Consider the following 20,731-nt stretch of genomic DNA (forward strand, 5'->3'; position numbering starts at 1 on the left):
AACTGAAAATTCAGTCAATGGTTCTGGCCAAGCTGATGCGGAATCGGTTACACCGCGTATCGGACGCGCTGTGGAAGGGGCCCTGAATCGGCATGATCACGGCTTTACCGCCGGAAACAGGTTCCTGATGTCACGGTCAGGAAAAGCCCCAGGTGACGGAGTCGACGGGTAGAGTGACCCTTCGTGTCAGACCGTCGAACGGAAATACTCAGAGCCGCCACGCGAGTGATCGCGCGACGCGGCGTGCGCGGGCTCCGCGTGGGGGAGCTAGCAGCCGAAGCGGGCGTGTCCACCTCGCTGATCTACTACCACTTCACCGACCGCGCCGGCATCCTGCGCCGCACGCTGGAGTTCATCAGCGACCGCGCCGATCGCTACACGGCCGAACGCGAGGACGGCTCGGACGAACCGGAGAGCCCCCGCGACGAGCTGAAGCGGACCCTGCTCCTCGAACTCCAGGAAACCCCGGAGGTGCGGGAGAACAGCACCGCCTGGGGTGAGCTGAGAGCCAGCGCCGTATTCGATCCCGACCTGCGCGAGGACGTGGCCAAGGCCACGCACAGCTGGGTCCACGAGATCTCCTACCTGCTCGCCCAGGCCCGCCCCACCGGCACGGCCCCCGAGCACGCGGCCGCCGCCGAACGCCTGACGGCCCTCCTCGAAGGCCTCAGCGTCCGGTGGCTGAGCGGCTCGCTGCCCCTGGATCACGCACGCCGGCTCCTCGCCGACGCGATCGACGGGGAACTGTCCGCCTGAGTCGTGGTGGGTCATGGACCGGTGGCCGTCCGGGCTTCCGGTCACGGACCGGCGGCCGTCTAGGCTTCCGATCATGGATCGGGAGACGGGCGGCGCGGCCGCCGGAGCGGTGATCGTGGACGCCCTGGAGCTGGTGTCCGACCCGGAACGGGCGGCCCGGTTCGCCGCGTCGGCGCACCGGATCCTGGCCGAGCTGGTGGCCGGGGGAGCCGCGCTGGGCTGGGTCGAACCGCCCGCGCCGCACGAGGTGGCGCAGCTGCTCGACGGCGTCGTGGACGCCGTACGGACCGGGGACGCGGCCCTGCGCGGCGCCTACGTCGGAGACCGGCTCGTCGGGCTCGGATACTGGCAGCGCTACGCCCGCCCGACCCACCGGCCGCACGCGGACCTGGAGAAGGTCGCGGTCGCCGCCGGGGCCCACGGGCTCGGGCTCGGCCGGGCGCTGACCGCCGCCCTCGTCGAGGACGCCCGCAGGGCCGGGATCGAGGTCCTCACGCTGGATGCGCGGGGCGACAACACCCGGGCCCTGCGGCTCTACGCCTCGCTGGGCTTCACCGAGTACGGGCGGCTGCCCGGCTTCGTCGCCGTCGGTGAACGCCGCTACGACAAGGTGTTCTGCATGCTGGACTTCCGTACGCCCGCCCCGGGGGACGCGGTCTAGAGAGGGAATCCGAGGGGCGGGCTCAGAGGGAATCCGAGGGGCCCGGCTCAGAGGAAGTAGAGCCGGCCCAGCGAGATGGAGTCGGCCGGCTCGGAGACCAGCGGCTCCCCGTCGAGGGACACCAGGCCCGTGCCGGGATGGACGTCCACGCTGCCGGTACGGCTGTTGCGGAGCATGTGCTTCGGCCCGATGCCCCGGGTCCCGCGGACCGCGACCCGGCGGCGCCGGGTGGGCATCATGTCGCCGTTCTGGACGGCCGCTTCCGCGACGAACGCCACGGAGATGTCGGCCGCGGTGGCCCCGTACGCGCCGAACTGCGGTCCCAGGACCAGCGGTTCGCAGCGGTCGGTCGACGCGTTGGGGTCACCGGTGACCCCGTACGCCGGGAAGCCGCCCTTCAGGACCAGCTGCGGCTTGGCGCCGAAGTACTCCGGCCACCACATCACCAGGTCCGCGAGCTTGCCGACCTCGATGGAGCCGACCTCGTGCGCGAGGCCGTGGGCGATGGCCGGGTTGATGGTCAGCTTCGCCATGTAGCGCAGCACGCGCTCGTTGTCGTCGCCGCTCTCCGCCGTGCCGTAGGAGCCCTCGCCGTCCAGAGGGCCGAGCTCGGCCTTCATCTTCCCGGCCATGGCGAAGGTGCGGCGTACGGTCTCGCCCGCGCGTCCCATGCCCTGCGCGTCGGAAGAGGTGATGCCGATGACCCCCAGGTCGTGCAGGAGGTCCTCGGCGCCCATCGTGCCGGCGCGGATCCGGTCGCGGGCCATGGCGGCGTCGCCGGGCAGGTCGACCTTCAGGTCGTGAGCCGAGACGATCATGCCGAAGTGTTCGCCCAGCGCGTCCCGGCCGAAGGGCAGGGTGGGGTTCGTCGAGGAGCCGATGACGTTCTCCACGCCGGCCATCTTCAGGACGTTGGGGACGTGACCGCCGCCGCAGCCCTCGATGTGGAAGGCGTGGATGGTCCGGCCGTCGAGCACCCGCAAGGTGTCCTCGACGGACAGGCACTCGTTCAACCCGTCCGTGTGCAGGGCGACTTGTACGTCGTGCTCCTCGGCGACCCGCAGGGCGGTGTCCAGGGCGCGGGTGTGCGCGCCCATGTCCTCGTGGACCTTGAAGCCCGAGGCGCCGCCCTCGGCGAGGGCCTCGATCAGGGGGGCCGGGTCCGAGGAGGAACCGCGGGCCAGGAAACCGATGTTGACGGGCCAGGCGTCGAAGGCGTTGAAGGCGTGCTTCAGCGCCCACGGGGAGTTGACCCCGACCGCCCAGACCGGGCCGAACTCCTGCCCGATGATCGTGGTGACCCCGGACGCCAGGGAAGCCTCCATGATCCGCGGGGAGAGCAGGTGGACATGGGTGTCGATGGCGCCGGCCGTGACGATCATGCCTTCGCCGGAGACGATGGTCGTCCCCGTGCCGACCACGACGTCGACACCGTCGAGGGTGTCGGGGTTGCCGGCCCGGCCTATGGCGTGGATGCGCCCTTCGCGGATGCCGATGCTGGTCTTGCGGATGCCGAGGACGGCGTCGATGACCAGGGCGTTGCTGATGACGATGTCGCAGGTGTCGCGGACGGCGGCGGCCTTCAGGTGCAGTCCGTCGCGGGCCGTCTTGCCGAAACCGGCCAGGAACTCGTCCCCGGGCTTCTGGGAGTCGGACTCCACCCGGACGATGAGCCCTGAGTCGCCGAGCCGGATCCGGTCACCCGCCCGGGGGCCGTGGACGGCCATGTAGTCGTGCGGGTCGATGCTGTCCGCCGGGGCGGCGCCCGGGCGGCCGTGGCAGCCCGCGGAGTCGAAGACGCTGCCGCTCATGCCTGCTCCTGTTCCTGCTGGTGGTCGTGGCCCTGCTGGTGGTCGTGGTCCTGCTCGGGTTGCGGGGCCTGTTCCTCGTACGCGGTGAGGTAGCCCGTGGCCCGGGCCTTGGCCAGGGCGGCCTCGCGCGCGCCGGGCGCGTCCAGCGGGCCGTCGACGAGACCGGCGAAACCGATGGCGACGCGCGCCCCGCCGATGGGGAGCAGCTCCACCACGACGGTGGCCCCGACGTCGAAGCGGACCGAGGAGCCCGCCGGAACGGCGAGCCGGGTGCCGTAGGCGGCGGCGCGGTCGAAGGCGAGGCGCGGGTTCGACTCGAAGAAGTGGAAGTGCGAGGTGACGCTGATGGGCACGCTCGACGTGTTCCGTACGGCAACCCGCACCGTCGGCGTGGTGGGCCCGTAGCCCTCGCCGTCCCCGGGCAGGCCGGCGCCCGGGGCGTCGGCCCCGAGCGAACCCTCCTGCCGGAAGGGGTCGTCGATGACGCAGAGCCTCGTACCGTCGTCGAAGACGGCCTCGACCTGGATCGAGGTGACCACGTCGGGGACGCCGGGCAGCACCTCTTCGGCACTGAGTACGTGGCGGCCCGCCGCGATCGCCTCGGCCAGCCGGCGGCCGTCCCGGGCCGCCTCGCACACCGTGTCGGTGATCAGCGCGGTGGCCTCGGGGACGTTGAGCTTCACGCCGCGCGCGCGGCGGGCGCGGGCCAGTTCCGCCGCCGTGAAGATCAGCAGCCGGTCCCGCTCGGTGGGTGTCAGTCGCATACGGCCTCATCTGTGAAGGGCGGGGCTGGGCCGCCCCGGTGTACTGGCGGTCTACGGGCGCGGTTCGGCCATCGTGGAGCAGTGGATGCCGCCGCCCCCGTCCATCAGCCGGTCGACGTTGAGCTGGACCACGGTGCGGCCGGGGAAGGCGGCCGCCAGGGCCCGCTTCGCCGCCGCGTCCTTCGCGGAGTCCCCGAACTGGGCAGTGATGACGGCCCCGTTGACCACGTGGAAGTTCATGTACGAGTCGACGAACTCGGGGTTCTTCGAGCGCACCTTGTCGGGACCGTCGACCTTGATGACGGTCAGCCGCCTGCCCCGGGCGTCCGTGGCCGCGGAGAGGATCGAGAACTGCTCGCGGGCGTCGCGCGCCCAGATGTCGTCGCGGCCCGCCGGCGGCACCTGGACCATGACCACACCGGGGCGGATGAAGCGCGAGGTCACGTCGATGTGGTCGTCGGTGATGTCCTTGCCCTTGATGCCGGGCACCCAGATCATCTTGTCGGCGCCGTACGCGTGCAGGACGGCGTCCTCGACCTCGGCCCGGCTCCAGCCCCGGTTGCGGTTCTTGTTGACGAGGCTGCTCTCCGTGGCCATCACGGTTCCGTCGCCATCGGTCTCGATCGACCCGCCCTCGCCGACGAAGTCCGTCTTGCTGAAGGGGAGATGGCGCTCGTAGGCGATGCTCTCCGCGACGTGGGCGTCGTAGGAGTGGGCCTGCTTGTTGCCCCAGCCGTTGAAGTTCAGACCGATCGCGTCGAGCCCGCCGCGGCCGTCCCGGCGGAAGACCGGTGCGATGTCGCGCATCCAGAGGTCGTCGGTGCCGATTGCGGTGGTCACGGTCACGCCCGGGCCGCACCAGGAGCGCGCGGTGGCGGCCGTGTACGCGTCCGGCGCGCACATGGTGACGGGCTCGTAGCGCGCGATCGTCTTCGCGATCAGCGCGATGTCCTCCTGGACCCCGGTCAGCGCGCGGCCGCCCCAGATGGACGAGCGCGAGGGCCAGGACATCCAGGTGCGGGCGTGGGGAACGTCGTCGAGGTCCACCCGCCAGCGCTGGACCCCCGCGCTCGGGGCCCGGACCGCCCCCGGGACCGCGACGGCCGCGGTGCCGAGCGCGACCCCGGCCGCTCCGAGTCCGGCCGCCCCGAGGACGATCCTGCGGGAGGGCGAGGAGCCGAAGAACCGGCCGAGGAGGGAGCGGCTGTCGTCGGGGGAGTCGGGCATCGAGGAGCCTCCGGATCAGGTGGGGGTGCGGGCCGGGAGCGGCCATGGCCAGAACTCTGTCACTGACTGAAAATTCAGTCAAGGCGCGAGACGTGCGTGATCCCCACTGAGGGACGGGGAGCCTGTAGGGGGAGCCCTACGAGGACTGCGCCTCAGGCGGTCCGGGCGAGGCGGTCCAGCTCGGCGGCGATGGAGGACACCATCAGCTCACGGGCGTGCGCCAGGGGCAGGCTGCCGCTGAGCCAGCGCGAGCTCAGCCCCTCCACCAGGGCGGTCAGCCGCTCGGCGGCACCGGAGAGGGCGGCGGCCGCGGCCATGGGGCGGACCTGCCCGAGCAGCTCGCTCACTTCCTGGATCCATACGCGGGTGGCGCCCGCGAGGTCTTCGCGCAGGTCGGGGTCGAACACCGCGCTGGCACGCAGCTCTCCCCAAGCCGTGCTGTTCTCCCGTACCGCGGGGTCGTCCTGGAACTCCAGCAGGAGCGTCTGCTCCAGCTCGCCCAGGGCATCGAGCGGCGGATCGGTGGGATCCCGATCCGTGGTGTACCGGCCGGCGCGGTCGTTGATGAACTCCAGGGTGGCGCGGAGGATCCCCGCGCGGTCCTTGAAGTGGTAGTAGATCAACGCCGTGGACACGCCCGCCTCGGCGGCGAGCTCCTCCACGCGCAGGCCGCGGACGCCGCGCCGGGCGATGACCCGCGCGGCGCCTTCCATGATTGCCGTTCGACGATCAGCCACGGTCCGACACCTTACCGGGAGGGCGATCGCTTGGGCGGATCGGGATTGACCGAAAGTCTGGTCAGTTCCCCTGCGTGTGGGAGATCTTGATTCGGGAGGGCAGGGCAGCGACGCCGTGGAGCTGGTCGGCGGGCATGTCGATGTGGAAAGTGTGCAAGGTGGACATGTCCGCGAGTGCGGAGATGTCGAGATCGCCCCCTGACGCGAGCGCACCCGAGTACTCGCAGGAAGCGAGGCCGGGAAACGCGTGCGGCAGCTGGTCGATCACCTGCTGTGCCGCGGATACGCCGTCGTCGTCGTAGAGATCAAGATCAGCGACCTGTGCCAGGACGATGTCACGGGGGAGGGCCTCCAGCGAGACGGCTTCCAGTGACAGGGTGTGGAGAGCGGGAAGGTCTGCCATCTCCTGCCAGTCTTCGACGGAGGCCCGGTCCGACAGGAAGGTGAGGGTGGTCAGCCCGGTGAAGCGGGAGAGTCCCTTGAGTCCCTGCCCCGAGACGGCCCCCTCCTCCAGGCTCAGGCGTAGAAGGGGTGCGTCTGGGTGCAGAGATTCCGGAGCCCAGTTCACTGGTACGCCACCGTAGATCCACAGGCGCGCAAGTGCCGACAGCCGATTCAGCGGGCTCAGGTCCATGCTTGGTGAGCTCTCGATGGCCAGGAGCCGGACCGGGAGGTCGCCGAGAGGGGAAAGGTCCATGAGTGCGTGGCAGCTGAGAGCCGAGAACGATACGAGCTCCGACTGGCCTCGCAGGAATCCCAGATCCGTCAGCGGGTGACCCGTCAGCTGGATCTTCGTGATCTTGCGCCGGGAAAGGTGTGCCGCGAGCGCCTCCACGGACACGCCGCTCCTGATGTCCAGCGAGTCCGCGCGGATCCCCAGGCGCTCCAGATGGCGCAGCTGTTCGTCGGAGGTGATGGTGTAGTCGAGTTCGTCCGGGTCGAGCCGTGCGATGACCTCGTCCGCGTACAGGGCGCTGTCGAAGCGTGACCAGGCCCACATGAGCTGACTGCGCACCTTGAGGGAGGGGTGTTCGCAGTAACCGGCCAGAAAGGGCAGGGCCGCATCGGACGCGACCCTGGAAGCCGCCACGACGCTGTAGTACCCGTCCACGTGGTCCACGCCGTCCGGGCCGGGCAAGAGGTCCAGGATCAGTGGACCGAGTTCCCCCAAGGCGCGGGCGTCGACCTCGTTGCGCGGCGGGATCAGCATGGCGGTGCGTTCCTCCACCGCCTCGCGGACGGCGGGATCCAGCGTCGTGGCGTGCTCCAGGCAGGCCGCGGCGAGGAGGTAGACGCGGAAGCGGACGCGCTGGTCCTCGGTGCCGTCGCCGAGGCTCAGCATGTCTTCGAAGAGGGCCACCCGCTCGCGCGGACGGGCCAGGGCGACCGCCATGCGGATGACGTCCTCCCACTGGTCGTCCGCGGCGTGCGCGGCGAGCAGGCCGAAGTCCCCCTCCTCCACCGCCGCCCGCGCGCCCAGGAAGTCCTGGAAGGTGCGGTGTATGAAGTCCACTGTTCCCGGGGCCGGTTCGCGGAGCAGGCCACTGCGCTGGAGGAAGTGCTCGAAGACGGCTGATGCCCCGCCCAGTGCCGCCGCCTCCGGGACGGCGGGGAGGGCCCGGCCGATGATGTCCTCGGCCTGGGAGCGGTCCATTTCCGTACGGCCGTTCTTGATCAGCCAGTACGCGAGCCGCTGGAGGAGTTCGAGCTGCGGCTCCTCCCGCAGGTCGGGGACGCTCATGTCCCGCTCGCGGTCGCGGCGGCTGATCAGCATCGACAGCGCGGCCTCGTACAAGTCCTTCCGGCCGTGCGGGAGATAACCCCGCCGGTCTCGGTGGAGTGCGCAGATCAGGCCGCACATCAGGGGGTTGGTGGCCAGCCTGCCGAGGTCGGCCTTCGTGCGGACCGCGGTGAGGAGCTGCGCCTCGTACGCGTCGAGTTCGGCTGCGGACTCGGATCCGTCGTGGGCGGCCGCGTGCCAGCGCTTGATGAAGGTCGCGGTGTCGGCGGGCCGCATGGAGGACAGTGCCAGCTCGCCGAACCCTTCTTCAGCGAGCCAGTCCTGGCCGACGGCCGACGGGCGCGAGGTGACCAGCCAGCGGTTGTTGTTGTCGCCGTACGTGTCGATGAGGTCCCGCAGCCAGCGGCGGGTCCGATCCCGCTCTGGTTCCGGGACCTCGTCGATGCCGTCCACGAGGATCAGTCCCCGCCCAGCGGTGAGCACGCGGTGCTCCCAACCGGTCGGCTGGGAGCCGGTGAGGGGGCAGCCGATCGCGGCTAGGAAGTCTTTGGGGGCGGGGAGGCGTTCGCCGTGGCGGGTGAGCGTGCGCAGGGGGAGTACGAAGGGGATCCGGTCGCGGAGGTACTCGGGCCGGTCCGGGCGGTCCTGCTGCGCGGCGGTGACCGCCAGCCACTGGACGAGCGTGGTCTTGCCCGAGCCGGCTTCGCCCCGCAGGAGGACGCGGGGGGTGCGGGCCAGTGCTTGATCCGCGGGCAGGGGTTCCAGGGTCCGGTGCACCGCGAGGAAATCGTCCGCGGTCTCGTAGGCGTCCCAGGAGATCTCCGTGCGTCCCAGCGGCGCCGCTTCCAGGCTCAGGTACGCCACGTCCAGCGGCCAGCGCGTCGGCGAGTTGCTCAGGTCGATGCCGTAGATGGTGAGCTTGGAGTGCTTCCTCGCCGCGTACGGGAGGTACGTCGCCTCGAACGCGGCGTCCGCTGCGTCGGGAAGCGGAGTGCGCCGGATCAACTCATTGGTTTTCAGCGTAAGTTCGTCGACCGCCCGGGTCTGACTGACCAGAGCATGGGCCGTGAAGGTCTTGCGCTGGGTGAAGAACTCCAGGATGTGCAGGGCGGCGACGCCGAGCAGGGCCTCGTAGAAGTGCGTGGCGTCGGCGGAGAGATGGCGCTCGGGGTGGTCGCCCGCGCGGCGTAGTTCGCGGGCGAAGGCTTCCGGGCCGAGGCGGACGGCGTCGACGTCCGTGATCGTGAGGTCGCCGAGGGCGTGCAGGGTCGCGGCGAGGGCGTCGGTGACGGCCTCGTGTTCGTCCGCCGGGATCCGGCGTTCGCCCGTGCTCAGGGCCTGCTGGACGAGAGTGGCGGCCAGGGTGCGTACGTCGGACTCGGTGAGGGTGCGCTTCTCGCCCTTGAACGAGACGTACCCGGAGAGCCGGACCGGCTTGTCGACCAGCCCCGCCCCGGGGGCGTCGGCGACGAAGAACTTCCTGACGAGCGGTCCGATCACGGCCGTCGCCAACTTGAGCCCGATGGCTGTGGGTTCCACGTGTGCCCCCCGTAGAGCTGTGCCGGTGCCGCCCGACGCGATTCTAGAGTGCGCGGCGCCCGGGCCGCCGGGAGAGCGGGCTACGGCATCATGGCTCGGGGAACGGGTGAGGGGGAGCGCGGTGGCGCAGGACGAGGTGCGCGGCAGTGTCGTGGTGGCCGGGCGGTACCGCCTGGAAAGCCGGCTGGGCCGGGGCGGGATGGGAACCGTCTGGCGGGCCACCGACGAACTCCTCGGGCGTCCGGTCGCCGTCAAGGAACTGCACGCGGGTGAGGGCGACGGCGACGGTGTGGCCGCGGGGGCGCTGCGCGAGGCGCGTGCCGTGGCACACGTGCGGCACCCCCATGTCGTCGTGGTTCACGATGTCGTCGAACACGACGGCCGCCCCTGCATCGTCATGGAACTGGTCGACGGCGGCTCGCTCGCCGAACTGATCTCCGCCGGGAAGACCCTCACCCCGGTCGAGACCGCCAGGACCGCACTCGCCCTGCTCGGCGCCCTGACCGCCGCGCACGGCCGGGGCGTGCTGCACCGGGACGTCAAACCGGCCAACGTCCTCATGGAGTCGGGGACCGGCCGGGTGGTGCTCACCGACTTCGGCATCGCCCGCTTCTCCGGGGCCACCACCATCAGCCAGACGGGCGCCTTCGTCGGCTCGCCCGAGTACACGGCTCCCGAGCGGATCCAGGGAGCCGCGGCCGGGCCGGCCGCCGACCTGTGGTCCCTCGGCACGCTCATGTGCACCGCGCTGACCGGGGAGTCCCCCTTCCGCCGCGATTCGCTCGGCGGCGTCCTGCACGCGGTCGTCTCCGCGGAGATCCGCCCGCCCGCGCAGGCCGGGCCGCTCCTGCCGGTCATCCGGGGCCTGCTGGAGCGCGACCCGGAGCGGAGGATGGCGGCGGCCGAGGCGAACCGGCTGCTGTCGGCGTATCTGGCCGGCCGGAGTCCCGTGCCGGGTGGCGGGAGTCCCGGGCCGGGCGATGGGAGTCCCGTGCCGGGCGACGGTAGCCCCGGGCCGGGCGATGGGAGTCCCGTGCCGGGCGGCGGCAGCCCCGTGCCGGGCGATGGGGGTCGCGCTCCGGGCGACGGCAGCCTCGTGCCGGCCGAGCGCCTGCCCGGGCCCGCCGACCGTGTGCCCCCGCCCCCCGACGGGACGCCGACCTCCGTGCCCGCCACCGCCCCCGCGTCCGAGGGGCTGACGGCCCCGGCCGCGGCTCCGCGCCCGACGGCCCGGCAGCGCGTCGCCGTCCGGCCGGGCCTGCGCCCCGGGCTGATCGCGGCCGCCGTCGCCGTGCTGGTGGCGGCCGGGGTGGTCGTGGGCGTCGACCCGCTGCGCTCGCTGCTCGGTGGGGAGGGCCAGGGGCACGGATCGCGCAGTGCGCCGGCGGCCCCCGGCGGCTCCGCGACCCGGTCCGCGACCCCGTCCTCGACCCCCAGCGGGCCGCCCTCCGGGTACCGGACCTTCGCCGACCCGCAGGGCTTCGCCATCGCCGTGCCCGAGGGGTACCAGCGGGCCACCGACGACCAACGGGTCTTCTACGTCTCCCCGGACGGGGCCTTCCGCATCGGGATCCGGGTGAAGATGCCGGTGCCCGGCGGCCCCCTCGGCGTGATGAGGCAAGCCCACGCCAAGGGCCCGGACACCAACCCCGGCTACCGCGCCGGCACGGTCGTCGCCACGACCCACCACGAACTTCCCGCCGCGCTGTGGGAGTTCACCTGGAACGGCTTCACCCCGGCCGAGGGAGCCCGGCACACCTACGACCTCTGCTGGGACCAGAACGGCCGGATGTACGACATCTGGGTCTCCGCCCCCGTGGGTGAACTCGCCGAAGCAAAGCGCCACTTCGACACCGCCGTGGCCACCTTCGTGCCCGGCGCGCCCGGCTCCGTCACCCCCTGACCCCGTTCCCCCTCCCGCCGGCTCCGGTCAGGTGCGCAGCACCACCAGCCCGTCGAGCCCGTCGGCCGTCCGCAGGCTGCCGGGCACCAGCGGGGCGAAGGTGCGCGGGAGCGCCAGGCCCGGAGCCCCGTCGCCCTCGGGGGCGTCGAAGAGGTACGCCGCCTCCGAGGAGCTGTCGCTGACCAGATGCGGCCCGTCCGCCCCTGCCGTGGCCCGCGTCAGCGGAGTCCGGAAGAGGCTGCGCAGCTGGCGCAGGGTCTCCGCCGTGACCGGTACGGGCAGTGGCAGCGGCTCCGGCTCCGCCGGGCCCCGCGAGGGCTCCGGCCCGGCTGCCCCGTCGGCCGGGCCGGCGGCCCCGCCCGGGCCGTCGGCTGCGAACGCGGCGTCGATGGCGTCCGTACCGTCCGTACCGTCCGCGCCGCCCGTCGCGGCGGCGCCGTCCGGCGGGATCGCCCCCGCCAGCAGCAGCGCCAGCAGCACCGGAACCGCCTTGAGCCGGAGCGCCTCGGTGGCCCGGGCCAGCCGGTGCGCGTGCCCGCCGGGCAGCGACAGCGCGAGGCTGCCCGCCGCGTCTCCGAGCGCGAGGGGCACCGCCGCGCACACCACGCCGGGGGCGTACTCGCGCAGGTCGAAGACGGGGGCTCCCGGAGCCACCGCGTCGAGCGCGCTGAACAGGGCCCGGCTGTCGGTGATGGTCCGCTCGGTGAGCCGGGCGGGCCGGTGCCGGGCCACGTGGTCGGCGCGGCCGTCGTGGTCGAGCTGGCTCAGCAGGCACTTGCCCACCGCGCTGGCGTGCGCCGCGTCCCGGAAGTCCACCCACTCCCGCACCGGCGGGGCGCCGGGCCCGTCCGCCATCTGGGTGATCCGGACCTCCCCCTCCGCGTACCGGCTCAGGTACACGGCCGCGCCCGCGCTGTCCCGCGCCAGGGCCAGCGTGCGCTGCAACTGGCCCGCCAGGCCCCGGCCGCCCGGGGCCGCGAGCCGGTCGAGGGCCGGCCCGGGGGCGTAAACCCCGACGCCGGACCGGTACGCGTACTCCTCCTCGCAGAGCATCGACAGCAGCGGCCCGAGCTCCGCGTCGGCCAGACCGGCCTCCCGCCCGAGCCGCCCGGACCGTACGCCGAGCGGCCGCCGCTGCAGGACCCGTACGACGGCCAGGGCGCGCCGCGCCGCCGCCAGGGCCTCGCCCCCGCCGGGCTGGACGACGGTCCCGCGGGCCGCCGCCGTCAGCGCGGGGTGGCGCAGCGGTCCCGAGCCCAGCCGGCCCGCCCCCGGCCGTGGCGGCCTCGGCGGCCGCGGCGGAGCGGCCGGCGGCCGGAAGGCGTCCAGCGCCCGGGACACCCCGGGCCTGGGCAGCGGCACCGGGCCCAGGTCGGGGTCGTCGAGCTGGTCGACGTAGCGCAGGACGGCCGCCTGCGCGCACAGCCGTACCTCGCGGAGGTCCCGGCGCCCGCTCGGCCGGAAGCGGCGCCGGCCCAGCTCACGGGCCCAGATCCGGGCGTCATGGTGCTCACCGCGCCGCGAGTGGTCGAGGAAGAGGCAGTACGCGGCGTGCGTGGTCCGGCTGCGTCCGGACCCGGCGGCGAACTGCCACCAGAACCGGGCCCCTTCGCGCAGTCCGGCCAGGTGCAGCAGGCAGCCGAAGACGACGGCGCCGGGCAGGTCGGCGTGGCCGCCGCTCTCGAAGGCGTCGAGCCGATCCCGGGCCCCCGCCCCGCACACGGAGGCCAGGCAGGCGGCCTTGAGGTCGCGGCCGGCCCGCTCGGCGTCCAGCGGGAGGTCCCGCAAGGGGTCGCTCCAGCCCAACGTGCGGCGCCGGGCGTGGGTTCCGCCGCGCCTGGGGGCCGGGGCGGAGGACGGCTTCGGCGCCGGGGCCGCGCTGTCGGCGCCCCGCAGCAGCCGGGCCTCCGCCGCGCCCAGGTCGTAGTGCGGATAGCGGTCGCGGACGCTCGCCCGGGCCAGGAACTGCTCCAGGGACCGCGGGAGTCCACCGTCCTCGCGACGGGTTCCCCGGCTCGCGTTGCGGCTCATGACTCGGCCGACGTGTCGAGCAGCCGGGCGAGGCGCCGCTGCGCCTGGCCGAGCTGCGAGCGGACCGTTGCCTCGTCCACACCCATGATCGCGGCGGCTTCGCCGGGGGTGCACTGGAGCCCGTACCGCAGCAGCACGGCGTCGCGCTGCCGTTCGGCGAGCCGGGAGACGGCGGAGTAGAAGCGGATGGTGTCGGTGAGCACCTCGTACTGGTCGGCTTCCGCGTGGGCCTCCTTGAGCGCCGCCTCGAAGGCACTGGTGTCCATCGGCTCCGGCCAGGGGCTGCGGCTGAACTGGCGGTCGATGAGCCGCTGTTTGAGGACGGTCCACGCGTAGGCGTCGAGCCGGTCCATGTGCAGCATCCGCAGCCATTCGCCCATGATCGAGTCGAAGGCGGCGTCGACCGCCTCCTCGGCCGCCGCGTCCGACCCCAGCTGCAGGTACGCGAACCGCATGTAGGCCGGGCGTCGGTCGGCGTGGAAGGCCCAGTACGACAGGCGCGCCGTCGAATCCCACTGACTCATGGGCGCCGGCCGCCGTCGCCGGCTCGGCAGACCCACGGCCCCGCCACCGGACTCCTCCGGACCGCTGCCATCGCTCACCGCTCCACCCCATCCCGTGTGCGGGGCAAGGAAATCAGCGCGGGCGCACTCGGAGGGCGCAGAGACGAAAGCTGGAAGGATTACGTTCGGTGATGATCATGTGGTGATCGATGTCGATCGCGCGCACGCTCAACCAGCGCAAACGCATATGCCGTTCTCCTGTGCGCCCGTTTCGTTCCCCGCCGGAGGCCACGGCGTGTGACCATCCCACGATTCACTCGTTTGTGGTCCTGCGCGCGAGCCTCGCTCCGACCGGCCGGGCGCGTCTCGCCGAGGCCGGGCTGGGATGGCCGCCGGCGCCGCCCTTCGTCTGGGGGCTGCGGCTGTGGCCCCCGGCGGGCGGGACCGACGAGCCCGCCCGGGCGCTGGGCGCGGCTCCGGGGCCGGTCCGGGCCGCCTTCGTCCTGCACGGCATGGACGGCCTGCCCGAGGAGGCGGTGGCCCGGCTGCTCGGGCAGGCCGGGGTGGCCGACCCGGCGGACGCCGTGCGGGAGGCGCTGGCCGCTTGGCGGGACTGGGAGGGCGGCGCCCCCGGTCGCCCGGAAGCGGGCCCGGGCGCCGGGCCGTGGGCGCGGGAGGCGCGGTCCGCGACGGAGCCGGGGGCGCTGCGCGGCGGTGCTCCGCCGCCGGGCCGCGGAGCGTGGGCCGGGCCCGGGCCCGTGGCGGGGGCGGCGGGCGGTGCCGGCTTCCGCGGCGCTGCCGGGAGCACCGGTGGGCAAGCAGGTGGGAACACCGCTGGGGAAACGCTCCTGCGGGGGCCGGACCGCGCCGAGTTCGATGCCGCCGTGGTCAGTGCCCGCCCCACCGGCCTGCTGCGCCGGCGCCGCCGTACCCGCGCAGGCTGGACCGCCGCGCGGCCGCGCTGGCCCTGGCCGCCGGGATCCTCGCGGCCGACGCGTCGCCGCCCCGCCCCGAGGCTTCGCCGCTCGCCGGACCGGCCGCCGCCGGGGCGCCAGGGCCTGTCGTCACATTCCCGTCTGCCCCGCGGCGCCTGGCACGCGCTCTCGCCGCACCGGGGGAAAGCCCACGTACGTCCAGTACGCGGACTTCCGCCCGGCACGCCGAGAGCACGCACCAGACGCCGCGGGGCCGCCCTTCGGGCGACGACGGGAATGTGACGACAGGCCCTGGACCCGGCCCGGCTGGTCCGCGTTCCCGCCGAGGCCTGGGCGGACACCGCCCGCGTCGACTTCACCGCCTGGCCCGCCCGCGGCGCCCGCACCGCCGACCGGGGTCTGCTCGCCCGCGCGCGGGCGGCCTGGGCCGCCCGGCCCCGGGAGGTGGCGGTGACGGCCGCACCGGGGACGGCGACCGACGCTCCGCTGCGCGCGCCGCAGCTCCTGTACGCGGGGAACGTCGCGGGGCGGGCGGTCGTGCTGCTGCTCGACGGGGACCGGGTGGTTCGCTACGGCGAGCCCGCTGACGGTCCTGGTCCAGCTGCGCCTGCCCGCCGGACCCCCGCAGGACGTGGCGCGGGCCCGCGGGACCGCCGTGTGCGGACGCTTCGGACAGCACCTCCTCGCGGGCACCCGGTGGAGGTCCCCGGTGGGCCGCTGGTACCTGCTGGCGGCCGGCAGCCGGGAGGTCGCGGGCATCACGGCGGCCGGCGCGGTCCGCGCGGAGGCCGCGGGCCGGACCCTGACCGTCCCCGTCCCCGTCGCCGGTCCGCAGGGCCCCGCGCCCGCCGTGACGGGCAGACTCGCGAGCGGCGTCCGGATCACCGCCGTCGACGGCGCCCGGGGCGGCCGCGACTGACAGCGCACCGCGGGCCCGCCCCGCGCCCGCGCCGCTCGGCGGAGCACCGTCCGCGGCCGCCACGGACGGTGTCCCCACCGGCGTGGACGGCGGTCCGGGGGCTGCCCGGCCCGCTGTACCATGGCCGCAGCGCGAGGGCCGTGACGGAGTGGTCACAGTCCTCGCTTTTGCTTTGCACCGCTCAGTTCCGCGTTGTACCCCCAGTCCACCCCGAAGAAATGCGGGGCGTGGCGTTTCGGCGGTTCGATACGATGAACCGCACGTCACGTCGTACCGGCATATATGAAATGGAGCATCCGAGGATGGCTCGACACCTGATCACCAGCGCGCTTCCCTACATCAACGGGATCAAGCACCTGGGCAACATGGTCGGGTCGATGCTTCCGGCGGATGTGTACTCCCGGTACCTCCGCCAGCGCGGCCACGACGTCCTCTACATCTGCGCCACCGACGAGCACGGCACCCCCGCCGAGCTCGCCGCGAAGGCGGCCGGTCTCTCGGTCGCCGAGTTCTGCGCGCAGGCCCACGACGCCCAGAAGGCGGTCTACGACGGCTTCGAGCTGTCCTTCGACTACTTCGGCCGCAGCTCCTCCGCGGAGAACCGCGAGATCACCCAGCACTTCGCGCGTCAGCTGGAGAAGAACGGCTTCATCGAGGAGCGGGCGATCCGGCAGGTCTACTCGCCGGTCGACGGCCGCTTCCTGCCGGACCGCTACGTAGAGGGCACCTGTCCGCACTGCGGCTACGACAAGGCCCGCGGCGACCAGTGCGAGAACTGCACCCGCGTCCTGGACCCCACGGACCTGATCGAGCCCCGCTCGGCCATCTCCGGCTCCACCGAGCTGGAGGTCCGCGAGACCAAGCACCTCTTCCTCCTCCAGTCCAAGCTGCAGGTCGAGGTCGAAGCCTGGGTCGCGGAGCACGAGGAGGAGTGGCCGCAGCTCGCGTCCTCCATCGCCCGCAAGTGGCTGACCGAGGGCCTGCACGACCGCGCCATCACGCGCGACCTCGACTGGGGCGTCCCGGTCCCGGCCGACACGTGGCCCGAGCTGGCCGCCGACGGCAAGGTGTTCTACGTCTGGTTCGACGCCCCGATCGAGTACATCGCCTCCACCAAGGAGTGGTCGGACGCCGACCCGGCGAACCGCGACTACAAGTCCTGGTGGTACGAGGCCGAAGACGTCCGCTACACCCAGTTCATGGCCAAGGACAACGTCCCGTTCCACACGGTGATGTTCCCCGCCACCGAGCTCGGCACCCGCGAGCCCTGGAAGAAGGTCGACTACGTCAAGGCCTTCAACTGGCTGACGTACTACGGCGGCAAGTTCTCCACCTCGCAGAAGCGCGGCGTCTTCACCGACCAGGCGCTGGAGATCCTCCCGGCCGACTTCTGGCGCTACTTCCTCATCGCCAACGCGCCCGAGTCCGACGACTCCTCCTTCACGTGGGAGCACTTCACCGCCACGGTGAACAAGGACCTCGGCGGCACGCTGGGCAACTTCGTGAACCGCGTACTGACCTTCTCCCGCAAGAAGTTCGGCGACGAGGTCCCCGCGGGCAGCGCCGCCGGCGCGGTCGAGGCCAAGCTGGGCGAGCAGATCGCCGAGCTGCTGGCCGAGTACGAGGGCCACATGGATGCCCTCCAGTACCGCAAGGCCGCGGCCGCGCTGCGCGCCCTGTGGTCGGCCGGAAACGCGTACCTCGACGAGAAGGCCCCCTGGACGGAGGTCAAGACCGACCTGGACGGCGCGGCGCTCACCCTGCGCACGGCGATGAACCTCATCCACCTCTACTCGGTGGTCTCCGAGCCGTTCATCCCGGCCTCGGCGCGCGCCATGCGCTCCGCGTTCGAGCTCGCCGACGACACGGCCACCTGGGTCACCCCGGAGCAGGCCGCGTCCCTCGACGCGGTGCCGGCGGGCACCCCGTTCACGGTTCCGCCGGTGCTCTTCCCGCGGATCACCGAAGAGGACCTGGAGTCGTACCGCGAGCGCTTCGGCGGCAACCCGGAGGCCTGAGCCGGTAGTTGTGATTCGGTGAGGGGCGCGACCCGTTGACGCGGGCCGCGCCCCTCACGCGTACCTCCGGCCAGGGGGCGCCGGGACCCTGACCGGGGGCCCGGTCCGCCCTCACATCGCGGCGCCCAGGGCCAGGAACCCGCAGATCAGTACGAAGAGGATGCCGAGCAACGGCCACACGAAGCGCAGGTACTTGTCATAGCCGACCTTGGCCAGTGCCACACCGCCGATGGTGACGGCGGTGGTGGGGACCCAGAGGTTCATCCAGCCGCTCGCCGACTGCCAGGCCGTCACCATCAGCGCGCGGGAGACGCCCGCGAAGTCGGCGAGCGGGGCCAGGATCGGCATGGTGAGCGTGGCGTGCCCGGAGGTGGAGGGGATCAGGAAGGCGAGCGGGAGGTTCACGAGGAAGACGATGATCGCGAAGATCCCGGACGAAGTCCCCTTCACCACGCCCTCGATGGAGTGCAGCACCGTGTCGGTGATCTTCGAGTTGTTCATGATGACCGTGACCCCGCGCGCCAGCATGATGACCAGGGCGGGCGAGATGAAGTCGGCGGCGCCCTGGATGATCGTGGAGCTGAGCTTGGCCTCGCCCATCCGGGCGACCAGGCCGATCAGCACGGCGGCGCAGATGAACAGCGCCGCCAACTGGGCGAAGGACCAGTCCAGTTCCCAGGCGTACGGGGTCGCGTCCGCGTCGCCGGTGAGCGCGCTCGACCAGGGCACCACCGAGAAGATCATGAAGGCGAAGACGAGGACCAGCAGGACCAGCACGGTCTTGTGCAGCCGGGTCAGCTCCGGTTCCTCCTCCTCGGCGCCGGTGGCCTTCTGCTCCCGGTCCCCGGGCAGGAACCCGCAGATCGACTTGGCGGGGTCCTTCTGGACCCGGCGCGCGTACCGGATCACGTAGAGGACGGTCACGGTGGTCAGCACGATCCACATGAGGAAGCGCAGCCCGATCCCGTCGCCGAGCGAGATGCCGGCCGCCGAGGAGGCCACACCGGTCGCGAACGGGTTCACCGTGGAGCAGAGCACGCCGATGCCCGCGCCGAGGATGCTGGCACCGACCGCGACCAGCCGGTCGTAGCCGAGGGCCAGCATCATCGGCACCAGCAGGCCGTAGAACCCGAGAGTCTCCTCGGCGAAGCCCTCCACGGTGCCCAGGATCGAGAAGACCACCATCACGGCGGCGATCAGCAGCGCTCCGCGGTCGCGCAACCGGTGGGCGAGGCGGGCGATGCCGCGGTCGAGGGCCCCGGTGGCGAACACGACGGTGATGAAGGCGCCGATGGCGAGCACGAAGAGGAACACGCCCGCGCTGCCGTACAAGTCACCGCTGAAGGTGGGCCCGACCTGGCCGGACTTGGGGTCCTGGAGCCCGTAGAGCCCGTTGACGGGGGAGAGGAACAGGTCGTTCAGGCGATCGGTGAAGCTCTGGGTGTCCTCGACCCGGTGGTAGGTGCCGGCGACGGGGGAGCCGCTGTCGTTGCGGTCGTACTCGCCGGCCGGGACGAGGAAGGCCAGCAGCCAGATCGCGACGGTGACGATGGCCAGGATGGTCAGCGCGCTGGGGAAGGAGAACTTCCGCGCGGGCGCCGGACCCTCGGGGGGAGCCGGCGCGGCCGGCGGAGGCGGCGGGGTGGCCGGCGGCGGGGTCGCGGTGGTCACCGGGCGTCTCCGGAAGGGTCCTGGGGGGCGTCGGGGGAGCGGGCCGCGCCGAAGTCCGCCGCGTACTCCCGGACGAAGGCGGCCATCGCCACCACCGTGTTGCGCACCTCCGACAGCAGCACCCGCTCGTTCGGCGCGTGCAGATTGCACATGCTGTCCTGAGCGCCGAACAGCAGCACCTCCGCCCCCGGAGCCGCCCGCGCGAGGCCGTTCACCAGCGGGATGGAGCCGCCCGTGGCCACGTACGAGGCCTGCGTGCCCCAGGCCTCCTTGAGCGCGGTCAGCGCCGCCCGGTACGCCGGCCCGCCCGTCCGCGCCTCGAAGCCGGGGCCGGTGTCGCCCGGGGTGACGGTGAGCGGGATCCCGAAGGGGCGCTGCGCGCGCAGGTGCTTCACGAGCGCGGTCCGGGCCTCCTTCGCGTCCTGGAGGGGGTGGAAGCGCAGGTTCAGCTTGGCCCGCGCGTACGGGACCACGGCGGAGGCGGCGCCCGCCACGTCCGGGGCGTCGAGCCCGATGACGGTGACGGCGGGCCCGCTCCACAGCCGCTCGCCGAGCGAGCCGGTGCCGATCAGCGGCAGCCCGTCCCGGACGGAGGCCAGCTTGCGGAACTCCTCCTCGGTGTAGGTCGTTCCCTCCCAGGGATCGCGGCGAAGCCCGGGCACCGCCACGTCTCCGTGCTCGTCGTGCAGGGTGGCCAGCGCCCGCAGCAGGACCAGCAGGGCGTCCGGGGCGGCTCCGCCGAACTCCCCGCTGTGCCGCGCCTGCGCGAGGGTGCGCACCTCCACCACGACCTCGCAGGCCCCGCGCAGCCCGGTGGTCAGGGTCGGGGTGCCGGGCCGCAGGTTGCCGAGGTCGGCGATGACCATCGCGTCGCAGGCGAACCGGTCCGGATCGGTGGGCGGGTAGTCGTCGAAGGGGCTGCCGTACTCCTCCTGCCCCTCGATCACCAGCTTGATCCCGACGGGCGGGCGGCCGCCGTAGACCCGGAGCATGCCCAGGTGTGCGATCACGTTCGACTTGTCGTCGGCGATCCCGCGCGCCCGCAGGGCGCCGGGGACCCCGGCTACGGGCGTCGGTTCGAAGGGCGGGGAGAGCCACAGGGTCGGGTTGCCGGCGGGCTGGACGTCGTAGTGCCCGTAGAGCAGGACGGTCGGGGCGTCCGGGTGCGGGGGCGGGATCTCGCCGTAGATGACCGGGGCGGTGTCGGGGAGGTCGATGCGCTCGATGGTGGGGACGCCCGCCTCGCGCAGCAGGGAGACGATCAGGTCGTGCGCCTCCAGGACCGGCTCCGGCGGGTATCCGGGGAAGGCGACCGAGGGGATCGACGCGAGCCGTTCCAGATCGGCCCGGAGGCCGTCCATCAGGGCGTCGACCTGCGCTTCGAGGGTCTGCGAGCCGTCCGCGTCCACCTGCCACCGTCCCTGTGGTCCCCGGGGCGACCCCGCTGAGCTGCGGGATCGGGTTCTCCGATCATCGGCGGGGGGAACGGGCCGCGCCGTGGCGGAGTGGGCCGGG

14 protein-coding genes and 1 pseudogene are annotated in these 20,731 nt (G+C 72.9%); 6 read left to right on the forward strand and 9 right to left on the reverse strand.

Going from position 1 to position 20,731, the window contains the following annotated elements:
- The first annotated feature begins 183 nt into the window (after positions 1 to 183).
- Complete coding sequence (locus MTF69_RS28000) at positions 184 to 756, forward strand: TetR/AcrR family transcriptional regulator (protein ID WP_243338933.1); 573 nt, start codon at positions 184 to 186, stop codon at positions 754 to 756.
- Between the two features lie 73 nt (positions 757 to 829).
- Complete coding sequence (locus tag MTF69_RS28005; protein WP_243338934.1) at positions 830 to 1,417, forward strand: GNAT family N-acetyltransferase; 588 nt, start codon at positions 830 to 832, stop codon at positions 1,415 to 1,417.
- A gap of 47 nt (positions 1,418 to 1,464) precedes the next feature.
- Here the strand turns inward: MTF69_RS28005 and MTF69_RS28010 are convergent, their stop codons facing one another.
- From MTF69_RS28010 to MTF69_RS28030, 5 genes are all read right to left on the reverse strand, one after another.
- A complete protein-coding gene (locus MTF69_RS28010; protein WP_279346360.1) occupies positions 1,465 to 3,228 on the reverse strand; it encodes an urease subunit alpha in 1,764 nt (587 codons plus the stop codon).
- Positions 3,225 to 3,992, reverse strand: a complete 768-nt coding sequence (locus MTF69_RS28015; RefSeq protein WP_243338935.1) for an urease subunit gamma — start codon at positions 3,990 to 3,992, stop codon at positions 3,225 to 3,227. Before MTF69_RS28015 ends, MTF69_RS28010 begins: the two co-directional genes overlap by 4 nt.
- A 51-nt stretch (positions 3,993 to 4,043) precedes the next feature.
- Entirely contained in the window at positions 4,044 to 5,219 is a 1,176-nt protein-coding gene (locus tag MTF69_RS28020; protein ID WP_243338936.1) for an agmatine/peptidylarginine deiminase, read from the reverse strand.
- A 152-nt stretch (positions 5,220 to 5,371) separates the two neighbouring features.
- Positions 5,372 to 5,956 (reverse strand): TetR/AcrR family transcriptional regulator, encoded by a 585-nt coding sequence (locus tag MTF69_RS28025; RefSeq protein WP_243338937.1) that lies wholly within the window; start codon positions 5,954 to 5,956, stop codon positions 5,372 to 5,374.
- Positions 5,957 to 6,017: 61 nt separating this feature from the next.
- Positions 6,018 to 9,236: an NACHT domain-containing NTPase gene (locus tag MTF69_RS28030; RefSeq protein ID WP_243338938.1), complete on the reverse strand. Its 3,219-nt coding sequence runs from the start codon at positions 9,234 to 9,236 to the stop codon at positions 6,018 to 6,020.
- A gap of 121 nt (positions 9,237 to 9,357) precedes the next feature.
- Here MTF69_RS28030 and MTF69_RS28035 point away from each other — a divergent pair, with 121 nt between their 5' ends.
- Positions 9,358 to 11,139, forward strand: coding sequence for a serine/threonine-protein kinase (locus MTF69_RS28035; protein ID WP_374324060.1), 1,782 nt, complete (start codon positions 9,358 to 9,360; stop codon positions 11,137 to 11,139).
- A gap of 459 nt (positions 11,140 to 11,598) precedes the next feature.
- Here MTF69_RS28035 and MTF69_RS43815 read toward each other — a convergent pair.
- Positions 11,599 to 12,318: pseudogene (locus MTF69_RS43815) on the reverse strand (IclR family transcriptional regulator C-terminal domain-containing protein); the annotation flags it as partial.
- Between the two features lie 848 nt (positions 12,319 to 13,166).
- Positions 13,167 to 13,694, reverse strand: coding sequence for an RNA polymerase sigma factor (locus MTF69_RS28045; RefSeq protein WP_243338939.1), 528 nt, complete (start codon positions 13,692 to 13,694; stop codon positions 13,167 to 13,169).
- A 302-nt stretch (positions 13,695 to 13,996) separates the two neighbouring features.
- Here MTF69_RS28045 and MTF69_RS28050 point away from each other — a divergent pair, with 302 nt between their 5' ends.
- The 3 genes from MTF69_RS28050 (at position 13,997) to metG (ending at position 17,545) form a co-directional block, all read left to right on the forward strand.
- Positions 13,997 to 14,890 (forward strand): hypothetical protein, encoded by an 894-nt coding sequence (locus MTF69_RS28050; protein ID WP_243338940.1) that lies wholly within the window; start codon positions 13,997 to 13,999, stop codon positions 14,888 to 14,890.
- Positions 14,891 to 15,317: 427 nt separating this feature from the next.
- Positions 15,318 to 15,527 (forward strand): hypothetical protein, encoded by a 210-nt coding sequence (locus tag MTF69_RS43500; RefSeq protein ID WP_308401464.1) that lies wholly within the window; start codon positions 15,318 to 15,320, stop codon positions 15,525 to 15,527.
- A 302-nt stretch (positions 15,528 to 15,829) separates the two neighbouring features.
- The gene (gene metG / locus MTF69_RS28060) at positions 15,830 to 17,545 is read left to right on the forward strand and encodes a methionine--tRNA ligase (protein WP_243338941.1); all 1,716 of its coding nucleotides are present in this window, start codon (positions 15,830 to 15,832) and stop codon (positions 17,543 to 17,545) included.
- A gap of 111 nt (positions 17,546 to 17,656) precedes the next feature.
- Here the strand turns inward: metG and MTF69_RS28065 are convergent, their stop codons facing one another.
- Positions 17,657 to 19,111, reverse strand: a complete 1,455-nt coding sequence (locus MTF69_RS28065) for a YfcC family protein (RefSeq protein WP_243339058.1) — start codon at positions 19,109 to 19,111, stop codon at positions 17,657 to 17,659.
- Between the two features lie 101 nt (positions 19,112 to 19,212).
- Positions 19,213 to 20,625 carry a M20/M25/M40 family metallo-hydrolase gene (locus MTF69_RS28070; protein ID WP_308401465.1) on the reverse strand — a complete coding sequence of 471 codons (1,413 nt, stop codon included), beginning with the start codon at positions 20,623 to 20,625 and terminating at the stop codon, positions 19,213 to 19,215.
- Between the last annotated feature and the right edge of the window lie 106 nt (positions 20,626 to 20,731).

Source organism: Streptomyces sp. AP-93 (assembly GCF_022808175.1).
Lineage (GTDB): Bacteria > Actinomycetota > Actinomycetes > Streptomycetales > Streptomycetaceae > Streptomyces.